This window comes from Pseudomonas sp. P108, from assembly GCF_032613195.1.
Taxonomy (GTDB): Bacteria; Pseudomonadota; Gammaproteobacteria; order Pseudomonadales; family Pseudomonadaceae; genus Aquipseudomonas.
Map to the genome: position 1 here is coordinate 228,738 of NZ_CP126691.1, position 15,172 is coordinate 243,909.

Annotated in this window: 12 protein-coding genes; 7 read left to right on the forward strand and 5 right to left on the reverse strand. The window is 59.0% G+C overall.

Features of this window, described 5'->3' with window-relative positions:
* Positions 1–14: 14 nt before the first annotated feature.
* Entirely contained in the window at positions 15–830 is an 816-nt protein-coding gene (locus QOM10_RS00985; RefSeq protein WP_316917430.1) for an ABC transporter ATP-binding protein, read from the reverse strand.
* Entirely contained in the window at positions 827–2,425 is a 1,599-nt protein-coding gene (locus QOM10_RS00990; RefSeq protein WP_150750240.1) for an ABC transporter permease, read from the reverse strand. Before QOM10_RS00990 ends, QOM10_RS00985 begins: the two co-directional genes overlap by 4 nt.
* Before the next feature lie 308 nt (positions 2,426–2,733).
* Between QOM10_RS00990 and QOM10_RS00995 the strand changes: the two genes are divergently transcribed.
* On the forward strand, positions 2,734–3,747 hold the full coding sequence (locus QOM10_RS00995; RefSeq protein WP_150750239.1) for an ABC transporter substrate-binding protein: 1,014 nt from the start codon (positions 2,734–2,736) through the stop codon (positions 3,745–3,747).
* Positions 3,748–3,864: 117 nt separating this feature from the next.
* Here QOM10_RS00995 and QOM10_RS01000 read toward each other — a convergent pair whose 3' ends face one another.
* Positions 3,865–4,785 carry a LysR family transcriptional regulator gene (locus tag QOM10_RS01000; RefSeq protein WP_007917649.1) on the reverse strand — a complete coding sequence of 307 codons (921 nt, stop codon included), beginning with the start codon at positions 4,783–4,785 and terminating at the stop codon, positions 3,865–3,867.
* A 182-nt stretch (positions 4,786–4,967) separates the two neighbouring features.
* Here QOM10_RS01000 and QOM10_RS01005 point away from each other — a divergent pair, with 182 nt between their 5' ends.
* Positions 4,968–5,876 carry a TauD/TfdA dioxygenase family protein gene (locus tag QOM10_RS01005; protein WP_127925406.1) on the forward strand — a complete coding sequence of 303 codons (909 nt, stop codon included), beginning with the start codon at positions 4,968–4,970 and terminating at the stop codon, positions 5,874–5,876.
* Between the two features lie 168 nt (positions 5,877–6,044).
* On the opposite strand, the gene QOM10_RS01010 is transcribed toward QOM10_RS01005, so the two are convergent.
* Together QOM10_RS01010 and QOM10_RS01015 are read right to left on the reverse strand one after the other, a co-directional pair.
* The gene (locus QOM10_RS01010; protein ID WP_316917431.1) at positions 6,045–7,661 is read right to left on the reverse strand and encodes an alkaline phosphatase family protein; all 1,617 of its coding nucleotides are present in this window, start codon (positions 7,659–7,661) and stop codon (positions 6,045–6,047) included.
* Positions 7,662–7,851: 190 nt separating this feature from the next.
* Positions 7,852–8,796: a LysR family transcriptional regulator gene (locus tag QOM10_RS01015; RefSeq protein WP_127925408.1), complete on the reverse strand. Its 945-nt coding sequence runs from the start codon at positions 8,794–8,796 to the stop codon at positions 7,852–7,854.
* Between the two features lie 165 nt (positions 8,797–8,961).
* Here QOM10_RS01015 and QOM10_RS01020 point away from each other — a divergent pair, with 165 nt between their 5' ends.
* From QOM10_RS01020 to QOM10_RS01040, 5 genes are all read left to right on the forward strand, one after another.
* On the forward strand, positions 8,962–11,322 hold the full coding sequence (locus QOM10_RS01020; protein ID WP_316917432.1) for a TonB-dependent receptor: 2,361 nt from the start codon (positions 8,962–8,964) through the stop codon (positions 11,320–11,322).
* Positions 11,323–11,345: 23 nt separating this feature from the next.
* The gene (locus QOM10_RS01025; RefSeq protein ID WP_316917433.1) at positions 11,346–12,689 is read left to right on the forward strand and encodes an aryl-sulfate sulfotransferase; all 1,344 of its coding nucleotides are present in this window, start codon (positions 11,346–11,348) and stop codon (positions 12,687–12,689) included.
* Positions 12,690–12,879: 190 nt separating this feature from the next.
* Positions 12,880–13,206, forward strand: a complete 327-nt coding sequence (locus tag QOM10_RS01030) for a hypothetical protein (protein WP_127925411.1) — start codon at positions 12,880–12,882, stop codon at positions 13,204–13,206.
* Positions 13,207–13,590: 384 nt separating this feature from the next.
* Positions 13,591–14,400, forward strand: a complete 810-nt coding sequence (locus QOM10_RS01035; RefSeq protein WP_316917434.1) for an energy transducer TonB — start codon at positions 13,591–13,593, stop codon at positions 14,398–14,400.
* A 45-nt stretch (positions 14,401–14,445) separates the two neighbouring features.
* Positions 14,446–15,171, forward strand: coding sequence for a MotA/TolQ/ExbB proton channel family protein (locus tag QOM10_RS01040; RefSeq protein WP_127925413.1), 726 nt, complete (start codon positions 14,446–14,448; stop codon positions 15,169–15,171).
* Position 15,172: the final 1 nt, after the last annotated feature.

Genomic DNA, 15,172 nt, shown 5'->3' on the forward strand with positions numbered 1-15,172 from the left:
CGCAAAACTCCTGTTCAGCAGGCAATGAACGTCAGCGGCAGATCGCGGATCTGCACCGGCACGCTCGGTTGGTAATGGTCGTCACTGGTCAGCTCGTGCAGCAGCTCTTCACGCAGCTGATGGAAGTCGAAACTGCTGCGCTGGCGCGGGTGCGGCAGGGCGATGTCGACCACGTGCTTGATCCGCCCCGGACGCGGCTCCATCACCACCACGCGGTCGGCGAGGAAGATCGCTTCTTCGACGTCATGGGTGACGAGGATCGTGGTGATTTTCGCGCGATCACGGATCGCCAACAGCTCGTCCTGCATCTGCTGGCGAGTCAGCGCATCGAGCGCGCCGAAGGGCTCGTCGAGCAGCAGAATGCGCGGGCTGGCGACGAGGCCGCGAGCAATCGCCACGCGCTGGGCCATGCCGCCGGATAGTTGATGCGGATAGGCGCGAGTGAAGTCGCGCAGGCCGACCAGCTCGATGAAGTCGTTGATCCGTTGTTGCTTCTGCGCAGCGCTCAGCGGCTCGTTGACCAGACCCAGGCCGATGTTGTCCGCGACGGTCAGCCACGGAAACAAACGGTGCTCCTGAAAGACGATGCCGCGCTCGCCGCCGATGCCGCTGACGGCTTTGCCGTCGACTGTGATCTGCCCGCGAAACTGCGTATCAAGACCCACCAGTAAACGCAGCAAGGTAGATTTGCCGCAGCCGCTGGAACCGACAATGGCGACGAATTCGCCTTCGGCAATGTCCAGGTTGAATTCGCGAATCGCCTCCAGTTCGAAACCGTCGACGTCGAAGGATTTGCCTACGTGTTTAAAGCTGACAATCGGTGCGTTCATGCGTGTCTCCAGCGGGTCGCGCGAATTTCCAGGCGTTGGCCAATGAGGTTGAGCAGGGCGCCGGTGAGACCGACGAAAAGCATGCCGGCCATGATCAGATCCATGCGCAACAACTGTTGTGCGCCGATCATCTGGCTGCCGATGCCGCCATTGGACGGCATGAAATATTCCGCACCGATGGTGCCGAGCCAGGCGTAGATCAGGCTCAATCTGAGGCCTGCGAAAATCCCCGGCGCAGCGCCCGGCAACACCAGTCGACGCAGGCGTTGGCCGAGGCTCAGGCGCAACACTTGGGCGGCTTCGCTGAGTTGTGGCGACAGGTTGGCGACGCTGCGTTGCGTGGCGATAAACAGCGGAAAGAACGCGGCGAGGGCGACGAACACCCACTTCGCCAGTTCGCCCAGCCCGAACCACGCGGTGAGCAGCGGCACCCAGGCGAAAATGGCGATCTGGCGGAGGGCGGCGAGGGTTGGACCGAGCAGTCGTTCGCTGGTGCGCGACAAGCCCAGCAGCAAACCGAGGGCGAAACCGAGTCCGCCGCCCAACAGCAAACCGCCGAGGGTGCGACCGAGGCTGAGGGCCATACCGCTGATCAACGTGCCATCAAGCAGGCCGTCCCATGCCGTGCTCAAAACGGCCAGCGGGCTGACCAGAATGTTGGCATCGACCCACTGCAGTTCATTCGCCAATTGCCACAGCGCCAACAAGCCCAGCGGCAGCAGCCACGGCTGCAGACGCTGCCAGCCGTCATAACGCGGGCCGCGACGAATTTCGGCGGTGGCCGGATGCGGCCAGTGCACCAGTTTTTTGTCCAGCAGACCGATGCCGCGATCCATTGCCACGCCAATCAACCCGATCACCACGATGCAGACGAAAACGATATCGAGCATGAACAGCTGTCGCGCCCAGACCATCAGGTAACCAATGCCTTCACTGGAGGCCAGCAGTTCGACCGCCAGTAATGAGGTCCACCCGGCGGCCAGTGCCAGACGCACGCCAGCCATAAACGCGGGAAGAGCAGCGGGCAACACCAGGCGGCGCACCAGCAAGTGCGGCGGCAGACGCAGAACCGCGGCGGCTTCACGCAATTTCGGTTGGGCGTCACGCACGCCGACCAGCGTATGCAGGGTCACCGGCACCACAACCGCTTTGATCAGCACCACCAGTTTCAGCACCTCGCCGATACCGAAAAACACCATGAACAGTGGAATCCACGCCAGCGTCGGTATTTGCGAAAGCCCGGCGAAGGTCGGGAAGATCAAGCGTTCAAGACGACGACTGAATCCCAGCGCTGCACCGAGCAATGCCCCCGCAGAAACCCCCGCGAGCAGGCCCCAGAACAAACGTTGCAGACTGATCCACAAATGGCTCCACAGCTCGCCCTGCGACAACTCGACAGCACTGTTCCACACCAGTGAGGGCGCGGGCAGGATCTGTTCGCTCATCCACTCATTGCGCGCGGCCAGCCACCACAGCGCGAACAGACTCAGCGGCAACAGCCACGGCAACAGGCGTTGGTTCAGGCTGGGCCAGGTACGGCGGCTTTTCAGCGGCGGCGCGGGGAGTGGGAGACTGAGCAAGGATTGGCGGGCCATGGGTGACCTCCGTTGTCGGGTTGGCTCAAGATCTTTAGCGGAATTAGCTAAAAACAAAAAGTTATAACAATATCGATATGGATTCTTTTAAGAGATAAGCGAGGCCATTTAAGGCTTCCAGCCCACACGCATCCAATGCATTCGAAGAATATTTTCGATGCTGTTAATGCATACGCCGCTGCAAGCCCCGTTGTTGCTTGCTTAGCGTTAAAAGCTATAAAAATGTGCATTTATAGTATTTAAGCGAAGGTATTCATTCGGCCTACTTTCGGCTCCTCAACGCCTGTCGTGATCAAGGAGCTGCACCCATGAACCTCCCCTTCAAACGTGTTTTCAGTCTGTTTGCCGTTCCTGCTCTGGCGGGCCTGCTGGCGTTCACCGCCCACGCTGACGAACTCAAGGAAATCAGAATCGCCGTGCCCGACCTGAGTGCCGGCACCCAGCACAGCGGCGGCGGGGTGGTTGACGTATTGCGTGATCAGCAGATCCTCGAAAAAGCCTTTGCCGATCAGGGCATCAAGATTCAGTGGAGTTTCTTCAAAGGTGCGGGGCCGGTGATCAACGAGGCATTTGCCAATGGCCAGGTTGATCTGGCGTATCTGGGCGATCTGGCGGCAATCATCGGCAAGTCCAATGGCCTCGACACCCGCTTGCTCAGTGCCACGGCGCGTGGGGTGAAGCAGTATCTGGGCGTGGTGCCGGGCTCCGGAATCAAGACCCTGCAGGATTTGAAAGGCAAGCGCGTGGCGATCTTTCGGGGCACCGCAACGCAGTTGTCGTTTGATGCGGCACTGGCCAGCCAGGGCTTGAGCGAGAAGGATCTGAAAGTCATCAACCTCGACTTCACTGGCGCGACCGCTGCGTTGGCAGCGAAGCAGATCGATGCATCGTGGGGCAGTTCCGGGTTGGCAGCATTGCAGATCAAGGGTTTGGCCGAGTTGCCGCTCAACACCAAAGATCTCGGCGGTGCTGGCAGCGTCCAATCGGTTCTGGTCGGCACCGGCAAGTTTGTCGATGCACATCCGGAGGCGGTGGCTAAATTGCTCAAGGCGCAGCAGCAGGCAGTGGAGTGGCTGACCCAGGACAGCAACAAGGCTGCCTATGTGCAGTTGGTTTCGGGGCTGGCGAGTTATCCGCCGGTAATCCTCACCGAAGATCTGAAGGATCAGAAATTGAGCGAAGTGTTCCCGTCGACGCTGGATCCGGTGTTCCTTGGCAGCTTGCAGGACAAAGTCGATCTGGCGGCGCAGCAGAAGCTGATTCGCAAGCCGTTCAAGGTGAATGATTGGGTGGCGCCTGAGTTGGCGGCGGCCAAGCTCTAACGTACACCGATCGTTCCCACGCTCTGCGTGGGAACGCATCAATGGACGCTCTGCGTCCACTTTGGGACGCGGAGCGTCCCGGGCTGCATTCCCACGCAGAGCGTGGGAACGATCCCCTTAAACGGCGACGCTGACCTCCTGCCGATCCACCGCGACCAACGTCTCGATCATCGCCCGCGCCGCCGGCGACAGCCGAAATCCGGTGCGACTGACAATCCCGCACCGCGCATTCATGCTCTCCAGGTTCTGCGGCAAATTTCGCCAGTGCAGCAACACCAGCGAACCCTTGGCAATGTCCTCGACAAACGCCTCTTCCGTACCGACGCCAATCGCATTCGATTGCAGCACCACTTTTACCAGCGCCGGAAAATGCTCGGTCTCGATGGTCGGGGAAAAATCGATGCGGCCACTGAGGTTCGCCAGCAATTTTCGAATGCCCGGTGGGATCAGCGTCGTCGCCAACGGGTAGTCGAACATGTCGTTGGTCGACAGGCTTTCCTTGGCCAATAGCGGATGCCCCGGCCGGCAGAAAAACACGCCGCGTTTGGGCGTCAGTGCCTGGGTCTGGAAGTTGGGATCGGACTCGAAATGGCGGATGTCGGCGATGAAGAATTCGATCTCTTCACGGCTCAGTGCGCGGCTGAGTTTTTCCCAGTTATCCACCTGAAAACAGGTGCGCACTTTCGGGTGCGCATTGATGAATTGCGCCACGGCGTCCGGTACCAGTTTCACCGCCGGCGCCGGGCCGCAACCGAAGTGCACTTCACCGGCATCGAGCTTGGTCATCTGCGTCACTTCAGCACTGAGCAAGGCTGCGCCCTGCACCAGGCTCAGGGCGTGTTGCAGCACCACCTGGCCTTCGGGCGTGGGGCGCAGATCCTTGTTGCCGCGATCTACCAACACGCAGCCGAACTCCTGCTCGAGCCCCTGAATACTGCGGCTGAACGCTGGTTGAGTGATGCCCATCGCGTCCGCCGCACGGACAAAACTGCGGTGTTCGTTGAGGGCGATGAAGTACCGCAACTGGCGAAGATCCATATGCTTTTCCGGCATCCTAAAAATAGCTCGAAGGCATTTGCGACGAGGGTTGCTAGAGGTTTTAAATGCAAGTTCTTATTCCGTCAACGAAGCATGTGAATATCTATTAGATGTAAATGGAATATAGATAGAGCGTTGTTTCGCTGCCGTCCAAACCGTAAGCAGTCGATGAGGGTCTACCCATGAGCAATGCCGCACTCGCAGTTAAACCCGCTGTCCACGCGCTGGAAATCCATCCGGTGGCCGGTCGTATCGGCGCCGAGATCCGTGGCGTGCATTTGTCCGGTGAGCTGGACGCCGCCACCGTCGAAGCGATTCAGCAGGCGTTGGTTGAGTACAAAGTCGTGTTCTTCCGTGAGCAGACCCAGCTTGATGATCAGCGCCAGGAAGCCTTCGCCCATTTGCTCGGCGAACCCGTGGCGCACCCGACCGTGCCGTCTCGCGAAGGCACGCGTTATCTACTGGAGCTGGACGGTGCCGAGGGCCAGCGCGCCAACTCTTGGCACACCGACGTGACCTTCGTTGACGCCTACCCGAAGGCCTCGATCCTGCGCTCGGTGGTGGCCCCGGCATTCGGCGGCGACACCCTGTGGGCCAACACCGCGACGGCGTACAACGGCTTGCCAACCGAGCTGCGTGAGCTGGCCGACAAACTGGTCGCCGTGCACAGCAACGAATACGACTACGCCAGCGCCAAGCCGGACGTCTCGGCGGAGAAGCTGGAGCGCTATCGCAAGGTCTTCACCTCCACCGTCTACGAGACCGAGCACCCGGTGGTCCGCGTGCATCCGATCAGTGGCGAAAAGAGCTTGTTGTTGGGGCATTTCGTCAAACGCATCAAGGGTTATTCGCAGGCGGATTCGGCGCACTTGTTCGGCTTGCTGCAGAGCCATGTCATCCGCCAGGAAAACACCGTGCGCTGGCGCTGGAAGGCCGGTGATGTGGCGATCTGGGATAACCGCTCGACGCAGCATTATGCGATTGATGATTACGGTACGCAGGATCGGGTGGTGCGTCGGGTGACGCTCAAGGGTGAAGTCCCGGTGGGCGCGAATGGGCAGCGCAGTCAAACCATCAAAGGTCGTGACTGAAGATCAACAGCCCCTCACCCCAGCCCTCTCCCAGAGGGAGAGGGAGCCGATTGGGGGCTTTTCGAGCCTGAGTTCAACCTTGATATTTCAGGTCGGCGTATAGCTAAAAAACAACTCGGTCAGTCCCCTCTCCCTCTGGGAGAGGGTTAGGGTGAGGGGCTCTTAAAGCTACCAAACCCCAATCTGAACAACCTTCTCGGCTTCCGGCTCACCATAACGAAACCGCTGCCCGCGCCAATCGATCTCCTGATGACTGATCGTGGTGCGCCGCTTCAACCCCCGCACCCACTCAAACAAATACCCCGCATGCTCTTCGCGCACCGCCGTATACGCCGGGTCATCCCCCAGATCACGCAGCTCCTGCGGATCATTCAACAGATCAAACAACTGCGGTCGAAAACCGTCGTAAGCCAGGTATTTCCAGCGCTCGCTGCGCACCATGGTCATCCGGCAACGGTCGATCGGCTGACCCAGACGCTCCCGCGCCGGCGCTTGAAAGGCATAGTCGTATTCGCTGATTGCATAGCGGCGCCAGTCCGGATTTTCACCGTGTAGAAGCGGGATCAAGGAACGCCCTTCAAGCCGATGCTCTGCCCCCGGCAATCCCAGTGCCTGAAGAAACGTCGGCAACGCATCAATGGTTTCCGCCAGCCGATCATCCACCGTTCCGCGCGTGACATCTGCCGCCACCCGAGGGTCGCGCACGATCAACGGCACCCCCACCGCCTGCTCCAGCAAAAACTCCTTCTCGCCTAACCAGTGATCGCCGAGGAAGTCGCCGTGATCGCTGGTAAACACGATCAGCGTGTCATCCCAGCGTCCGTTGCTTTGCAGAAAATCGAACAGCCGTCCGAGTTGATCATCCACCTGCTTGATCAGGCCCATGTACGTAGGGATTACAGTCAATCGTACTGAATCGCGGGAAAAGTTGAGGCTTTCCTCATGCTGGCGAAAAGCAGTGTATACGGGGTGTTTGCTGGCTTCGGAGGGCGTCGCGCGGACCGCTTCGAGAATCGATTTCGTACTGTACAAGGCGTGGTACGGCGCTGGTACGATGTAGGGCCAGTGCGGTTTGATATAGGAGAGATGTAAACACCACGATTTCTCGCCTTGCTCGGTGATGAAGTCGATGGCTCGATTTGTAGTGTAGACAGTCTCTGAGTGTTGCTCGGGAATTCGTGCTGGCAAATTCGCATGACGCATTTGCCAGCCGCTGAGGATTTCACCGTTTTCGCCTTCGGCGGCGTTGGCCCAGTCGTGCCAGGGGTTTTTGCCGTCGAAACCGTGTTCGCGCAGGTAATGGGTGTAGGGTGCGGATTCACGTTTGTCGTCGAACAGCGGGTCGTCGGGGTAGATGCCGTCGTGGCGCATGTAGGGTTCGAAGCCGACTTCGTTGAGGATTTCGGCTTGTTCGCTATCGGGATTGATCGCCAGACGTTGCAAGGCATCGACATTCGCCGTCGCGTGGGTCTTGCCGACTAGTGCAGTACGAATGCCGTGCGGGCGCAGATAGTCGCCGATGGTCAGTTCTTCCAGCGGCAACGGCACGGCGTTCCACGCGACTTGATGGCTGCTCACATAGCGCCCGGTATAAGCCGACATCCGCGACGGGCCGCAGATCGTGCCTTGTGTGTAGGCGCGGCTGAAACGTACGCCGGCAGCAGCGAGTCGATCGATGTTTGGGGTGTGCAAATGCGGATGGCCGTAGCAGGACAGGTAATCGCGGCGCAGTTGGTCGCACATGATGTACAGCACGTTGCGCACGGGGTTTGGCGGGGTGGGCATGGGGTTCACCGGTCTATGGGACAGGCGAGGTATTTCGCTAGGCGTGAGGGTGTTCGGCAAGTGCATTTGGAGAATGGGTTTTATGCAGGAAATGCATCGGTGCCTGCACTGACGCCATCGCGAGCAGGCTCACTCCTACAGGTGAGCGCATTTCAAATGTAGGAGTGAGCCTGCTCGCGATAGCGGTAGATCAGACAGCGAGTCCGTCCAGTGAACAGACCTCCTCATCCACCGCATCAATCGTCTTGATCTGCTCAATCATCGCCTCGGCCAACGGCGACAACCGATACCCCGCGCGGCTGACAATCCCATAGCGGGTGTACAACTCCTCAAGATCATCGGCCAATCCTTCAATGCGCAAACACACCAACTCTCCCTTGGCTTGATGCAGCGCATCGGAATACGCCCCGACAATCCCGATTGCATCCGAGCGCAGCACCACGCTGAGCAGGCTGGAGCTGTTTTCACACTCGACATTCGGGGTGAAATCCGGCCGTCCACTGAGATCGACAATGACTTTTCGCAAGTTCGGCGGACGAATGCTCACCGCCAGTGGATAGCTCATCAACTGCTCGGCGCTGACCTTATCGAAAGCCGCCAGCGGATGCCCCGCACGGCAACAGAAATGCCATTTACGCGGCCGCAACCGGTGCGTCAGATAATCCGGATCCGCCTCGAAGTAGCGTGTGTCCGCGACAAAGAACTCGAATTCCTCGCTCATCAGTCGCTTGCTCAGACTCTGCCAATCATCCACCTGAAACTGCACCCGCGCTTTCGGATAGCGCCCGATGAAGCTGCCAATCGCCCGAGGGATCAAACCCGCTGCCGGCGCCGGCCCACAACCGAAGCGCAATTCCCCCGCCTCCAGGCCATTGAACTGGCTGATCTCGTTGGCCATCTGCTGCGCGCCGCTGACCAGTCGCCGCGCGTGTTCGAGCAGCACCTGGCCCTGTTTGGTCGGCGGTAATTCCTTGCGCCCGCGATCAACCAACTGACAGCCGACACTGTGTTCCAGCGCCTGAATGCTGCGGCTGAACGCTGACTGCGACAGATTCACCGCCTGCGCGCCGGCGACGAAGCTGCGTTGTTCAGCCAGGGCGATGAAGTGACGAAGTTGGCGCAAGTCGATATGCATTTTTCACATAAAAAATATCCGGGAAATGCATTGGATATGCATTAGGTCGACTCCTTATAAAGGCAATCTCTTATGCAGTAAATATCTGTAAATACATAAATAAATAACTTAAAAGAATATGCAGCGCTGAAGATGTCTGTGTGTTTTTTGACCAGGAGCCGCGCCATGAGTCCGTTGAACCTTGCGTCACCCTTAACGCCACGACGGCTCAAACGCCTGCCTCTGGCCCTGTTGCTGGCAGGGAGCGCGAGCTGGACTCACGGCTACGCCGCCGATTCTGAAACCCCGGCGCCAGTGCCGGCCGGCAAGCCTGCCGCCAACAGTTCGCAACTCGAAACCGTGACCGTCACCACCCGCCGCCGCGAAGAAAGTTCGCAGGACGTACCGACGCCAATGAGCGTGGTCAGCGGGCAGAATCTGGAGACGCAACGGGTCTACCGGATTCAGGATTTGCAGCAATTAGTGCCCAGCGTCAACGTCGCCTACATGCACGCACGCCAATCCAGCGTGTCGATCCGAGGCCTTGGCAACAACCCTGCGAGCGATGGTCTTGAAGGCAGCGTTGGTCTGTACATCGACAACGTCTATCTGGGCCGTCCGGGGATGGCGGTGTTTGACTTGATGGACATCGAACAGCTCGAAGTCTTGCGTGGTCCACAGGGCACGCTGTTCGGCAAAAACACCACCGCCGGGGTGATCAACATCAGCACGCGCGCGCCAACCTTCACCCCTGAGCGCAGCATCGAAACCTCGGTGGGCGAGGACGGTTATTTCCAGACCAAGGGCACCATTTCCGGCCCGCTCAACGATCAACTGGCCGGGCGTTTTTCGGCGTACCGCACGCGCAGTGACGGCGACATCAAAAACGAATACGACGGCCATGATTTGAATGGCGGCTCGCGCGAGGGCTTCCGCGCGCAACTGCTGTTCAAGCCCAATGAAGATTTCAACCTGCGCTGGATCGGCGACTACAACGAAGAGGATTCCAGCGCCGGCACCCGTGTGCTCTACAACACCGGGCCGACCATCAACGGCGTCAACCTGTACCAGTCGCGCGCCAACGCGGCCGGGGCAACATTGGTCAACGGCTCGCACCGCAAGGTTAATCTGGACAACGACCAGCATGTCACCGTGCATCAGGGTGGCACCTCGGTGGAGGCCAACTGGACGCTGCCGAGCGACTTCACGCTGACCTCAATCAGCTCCTATCGCTTCTGGAATTTCACCCCGCGTAACGACGATGGTCTCAACGTGCCGGCGAGCTACAACGCCGGGGTGTCAGTGGAGGACAAACAGTATTCGCAGGAATTTCGCCTGGCCTCGCCCAAGGGCGAGTTCTTCGATTACGTCGTCGGCGCCTACTACTTCGGCTCGGATCTGGACAATAAATCCTTTGCCTATTACGGCCCGCAAGCCGATATCTGGAATGGCACGCCGGCCGGTGCGCTGGCCAACGTCACCAGTGTTGGCAACGGTCATATCAAGACCGACAGCTTTGCGCTGTTCGCCCAGGGCACATGGCACCTCACCGAGCGGCTGGATTTCACCGCCGGGGTGCGTGGCACTTATGAAGAAAAATCCGCTTGGGTCACGCGCGATGCCCCGGTCGGCGGCGCGACGGTCACGGGGGCGGCGGCCACGGCGCGACGCGGGCGTGCCGGCGCTTACGATTCCGGCGACTTGAATCAGTACAGCTCCAGTCCTTCCGGGTTGCTCAACCTCAGCTATCGCATCACCGATGATGTGCTCGGTTACGCCACGCTGTCCCACGGCGAGAAATCCGGCGGGGTCAACCTCGCCGTCGGTTCCGCACCGGTGGCCGGCGCCGATTCGTTGCTGATCGGCACCGAACGTGCGAACAACGCCGAACTGGGTTTCAAAAGCACGCTGTGGGATCACCGTCTGCAACTCAACGCCAACGTGTTCTGGACGCAGGTCAACGCTTACCAGACCAACGCCTACGATGCGGAAAATCGCGTGCAGTACCTGACCAACGCCGGTTCCGTGCGTTCGCGCGGGGTCGAGTTCGAAAGCACGGTGATTCCGCTGCGCGGCCTGACCCTGAACATCAACGGCTCCTACAACGACGTCAGCTATCTCTCGTACAAAGATGCCCCGTGCCCGCCGGAAGTCAGCCAGGCGCCGGGGGCTCCAGCGTCTTGCGACCTTAGCGGCCATCAAGTGGTCGGCGCCTCGAAATGGATCGGCAACGCCAACGGCGAATACAAATGGAATCTGGACAACGGCTTCGAACCTTACGTCACCGCCAGCTACGCATTCCGCTCCAAAGCCGTCGGTACGGTCGAGGATTCCGACTACGGGCAGATCCCGAGTTACGCCGTGGTCAACTTCTCCACCGGCCTGCGCGGTGACTTCAACCAGGGCCAGTGGGACGTGTCGCTGTGGCTGAAAAACGCCTTCGACAAAACCTATTACACAACCCTGTGGACGGGCGGCAACGGCGGCTATGAAGGCTTGCTCGGCACGCCGCGCACGTTGGGCGTCACCGGTCGCTACGACTTCTGATTCGTCACTCAAGGAGCTGCATCATGTTGCGTATCAAAACCGCTTTGCCGGTGTTGCTGTCCGGCGCAGTGCTCAGTGCCGGCGCCTTCGCCGCACCGAGTGTTTACCCGACGGGCGTCACTCGTTACGACCCGAACAAGGCGTTCAACCAGTACGTGATTTTCAGCGGCGCCGACAAACAGACACACCTGATCGACATGAACGGTAACGAGGTGAAAACCTGGCCGCAGGCAGGTTTCCCGTCAGCGATCATCGATCCAAAACTGGTCGGCGGCGAGCGCGGTCACGTGCTGCTGCAACTGAGTGAAAAGGATCCCGGCAAACTCGGTTCGGCCGGCAATGGTCTGGGCAATCAGAGCGTCGGCGAGCTGGACTGGAATGGCAAAGTCGTCTGGCAGTGGGGCGACAAGGCGCCCGGTGGAGCGGCGCAACAGCACCATGATCAGCGCCGTTTGAGCAACGGCAACACCGTGGTGCTGGCGAACAAGGTGCACAAGGTCAAAGGCTTCAAAGTCCCTGAGGTGATCGACGATGCAATCTATGAAGTCAGTCCCGACGGCGCGGTGAAATGGCAGTGGCTGGCCTCCGAACATCTCAATGAATTCGGCTTCACCGCCGAGCAGTTGAAACTGGTGCGTGCCAGTGAAAATCCGGATTACCTGCACATCAACAACCTCAGTCTGGTCGGGCCGAACAAATGGTTCGATGCCGGTGACAAGCGCTTCAATCCGGACAACCTGCTGATTGATTCACGCAACGCCAACTTCATCGCGATCATCGATAAGAGCAGCGGCAAAGTGGTCTGGCGTCTCGGACCGAATTTGCCGCTGATCAACCCGAAGACTGCACAGAAACTACCGCGTCCGGTGGATCAGTTTGTCGGCCAGCATGATGCGCACATCATTCCGGCCGGATTGCCCGGTGCCGGTAACGTGCTGGTGTTCGATAACCAGGGTTCGGCGGGTTATCCGAACGTCACCCTCGGGCTGATTTCCGGTTCGCGGGTATTGGAAATCGACCCGGTGAAAAACGAAATCGTCTGGCAGTACAGCGCGGCGAATTCGAAGCAGCCGGGTTGGGCGTTCTACAGTTCGTTTATCAGCAGTGCGCGGCGCTTGCCCAACGGCAACACGCTGATCGACGAAGGCATGAACGGGCGGTTTTTTCAGGTGACGAGCAGCGGTGAAAACGTCTGGGAATACGTCAGCCCCTATCTCGGCAAAGCGCCGGGCAGCGACGCGATCAGCAACTGGGTGTATCGGGCGCTGCCTGTGAGTTATAACTGGGTGCCAACGGGCACGCCACGCTCCGAGACGGCGGTTAATGCCCCGATTGTCGGTGTGCAGCAAACCAATGCCAGTCGTTAGCTGAATTGGAATTAGTGCTCGAACGAACGGCGATAAGTTATGACCGGGTTGAACAGTGCATATTGCAATTTAGTTAGTTGCCTGCGTGGACAATAATTGAATGTCCAACCATCCTGACTGTCGTGAGTTTCCAGGAGGAAACTTGCTCTCATCGGAAGACACTTATCCCAACGATAAAGGAAATCGAATCATGTCGAGCATTAATGGCACTTATGTCAATTCCAACTCTGGCGCCAAGCTGGTGATTACCGATGGTAATGATTCCAACGGCTCGTTCAGCGGAACGTTGAGTCAGGGTGGCGTGAATTACGACATCCGTTATGGAAACTACCATTTCCAGAACAGTACCGGTAACCCAACCACCATTGCAGTACTTGCTCAGAATGGTAATAGCGGTTATCAGACATGGGCACTGTTTTCGCCGGATCATAACTACGCAAAATTGCGCGCTGCCGGCTCCCGTACAAACTTCGATGGTGATGTGGTGACCCTGGGCGGGGAATTCGTTAAACAGTAGTCTTGTTTAAAAATTTAAAAGGCCGGTGCACGAAAGTGCTCCGGCCTTTTTTGTTATTCAGGAAAAATTATCATCAGTTATCTACTTGGTATTAGTCGTCCTGCAAAACCGTGTCAGTCGTATTTGATGCGTTGCATGAATACTTTTAATGCCTGAAAAGCATGCACTTTTTCACCTGTCGCTGCAGCCCGCGTGGCGCGTGGCTTTGGCGGAATTGATCAATTCGCATATTCCATAATGACCTATGCATAACGTTAAAGATTACTTTCGGAGATAAGCGCCAAGCCCAATGATTCACCCGTCGATCCGCCGTTGGGGGATTCAACAAAACGGTTGATCGGCAGTTTTTGTAGAGAACGCAAAAAGACCGCAGGGAGTGAATCAATGGGCAATGTCCAGACCGCCGCCAGCGCAGAGGAATTGCTGTGGCGTCAGACGCCGGGTGGCGAGTTGGTCGATCTCGGCCGGCCGCATCGTGTGCCGTTGGGGCAGTTGCGTTTGCAGCGTGCGCCCAAGGGCATTCTGAGTCGGCGCGAAACAATTCTGCTCGGCGTGCTCGCGCTGGTGGTGCATGGCGCGGTGATCTATTGGATCAGCCAGAAGCCGACGCCGGTGCTGCCGATCGTGCCGCCGGAAATTCCGCCGATGACTATCGAGTTCTCGCGCCCGGCACCGCCAGCGCCACCGTTTGTCGAGCCGCCGCCACCTGCGCCAGTGGTTGAACCACCACCGCCAGTGGAAGACGAACTGGCGGTAAAACCGCCGCCGCCCAAACCCGTTCCGAAACCCAAACCGGTGGTTAAACAGGCACCCAAACCAGCCCCGAAAGCGGTCGAGCAACCACCGGCACCGCCACAACCGGCCGCTCCGGTTGCAGCGCCAGCGCCACCTGCGCCTCCCGCGCCGGCACCGGTAACCCCGGCATCAGCGAATGCCGCGTACCTGAAAAACCCGGCGCCGGAATACCCGTCGCTGGCCCAGCGTCGCGGTTGGGAGGGCACGGTGTTGCTGCGCGTACATGTGCTTGCCAGCGGTAAACCGGGCGAGATCCAGATAGCCAAAAGCAGTGGCCGGCAACAGCTCGACGACGCGGCGCTGAATGCCGTGAAACGTTGGAGTTTTGTCCCGGCCAAGCAGGGTGATGTCGCCCAGGACGGCTGGGTCAGCGTGCCCATCGATTTCAAGATTCATTAAACCGAAACCAAATTCGCGCGAAACGTTTACACGAGGGAATACATCATGACGTTACTGGCATCTCCACTGGAATCCATCGAAAGCGCGGTGATCTGGCTGCTGGTGGTTTTTTCCGTCGCCACTTGGGGGCTGGCATTGCTCAAGGCTTGGCAGTTCGGGCGTCTGAAGGCGCAGGACCGGCGTTTTCATAAACGTTTCTGGGCGGCGTCGAGTCTGGATTCCGCCGCTGAATTGAGCGAGACCCAACCCGGCGCAGCCGCGCGGGTGGCACAGGCCGGTTACGCGGCGATTCAGGTGGGCGAGGCGCCGCAGGCCAATGATTTGAGCCAGGCGATCAACCATCAGGATCGACTGGAGCGCGCCTTGCGTCAGCAGATCGTTCGCGAACGGCGTTCGCTGGAAACCGGTCTGGCGGTCGTCGCAAGTATTGGCAGTACGTCGCCGTTCATTGGTTTGTTCGGCACGGTGTGGGGAATCATGGAAGCGTTGAAGGGAATCAGCGCGGCCGGTTCGGCGAGCCTGGAAACGGTGGCCGGCCCGATCGGTGCGGCACTGGTCGCAACGGGCGTGGGTATCGCCGTCGCGGTGCCGGCGGTGCTGGTTTACAACTACTTTTTGCGTCGGTTGAAACTGACGGCGGCGGATCTGGACGACTTCGCCCACGACTTCTACAGCCTGGCGCAGAAGAGTGCGTTCCGTGTGCTGATTCATCCGACCGCGCACAAGGTTGCAGCAACCGGCAATTCGGCAAAAGTGAAGGAGGCGTCCTGAT

Coding starts and splice junctions, on each gene's coding strand:
- QOM10_RS00995 (WP_150750239.1), top strand. CDS start 2,734: ATGAACCTCCCCTTCAAACGTGTTTTCAGTCTGTTTGCCGTTCCTGCT.
- QOM10_RS01040 (WP_127925413.1), top strand. CDS start 14,446: ATGACGTTACTGGCATCTCCACTGGAATCCATCGAAAGCGCGGTGATC.
- QOM10_RS01005 (WP_127925406.1), top strand. CDS start 4,968: ATGAGCAATGCCGCACTCGCAGTTAAACCCGCTGTCCACGCGCTGGAA.
- QOM10_RS01010 (WP_316917431.1), bottom strand. CDS start 7,661: ATGCCCACCCCGCCAAACCCCGTGCGCAACGTGCTGTACATCATGTGC.
- QOM10_RS01020 (WP_316917432.1), top strand. CDS start 8,962: ATGAGTCCGTTGAACCTTGCGTCACCCTTAACGCCACGACGGCTCAAA.
- QOM10_RS01035 (WP_316917434.1), top strand. CDS start 13,591: ATGGGCAATGTCCAGACCGCCGCCAGCGCAGAGGAATTGCTGTGGCGT.
- QOM10_RS01000 (WP_007917649.1), bottom strand. CDS start 4,785: ATGGATCTTCGCCAGTTGCGGTACTTCATCGCCCTCAACGAACACCGC.
- QOM10_RS01015 (WP_127925408.1), bottom strand. CDS start 8,796: ATGCATATCGACTTGCGCCAACTTCGTCACTTCATCGCCCTGGCTGAA.
- QOM10_RS01030 (WP_127925411.1), top strand. CDS start 12,880: ATGTCGAGCATTAATGGCACTTATGTCAATTCCAACTCTGGCGCCAAG.
- QOM10_RS01025 (WP_316917433.1), top strand. CDS start 11,346: ATGTTGCGTATCAAAACCGCTTTGCCGGTGTTGCTGTCCGGCGCAGTG.
- QOM10_RS00985 (WP_316917430.1), bottom strand. CDS start 830: ATGAACGCACCGATTGTCAGCTTTAAACACGTAGGCAAATCCTTCGAC.
- QOM10_RS00990 (WP_150750240.1), bottom strand. CDS start 2,425: ATGGCCCGCCAATCCTTGCTCAGTCTCCCACTCCCCGCGCCGCCGCTG.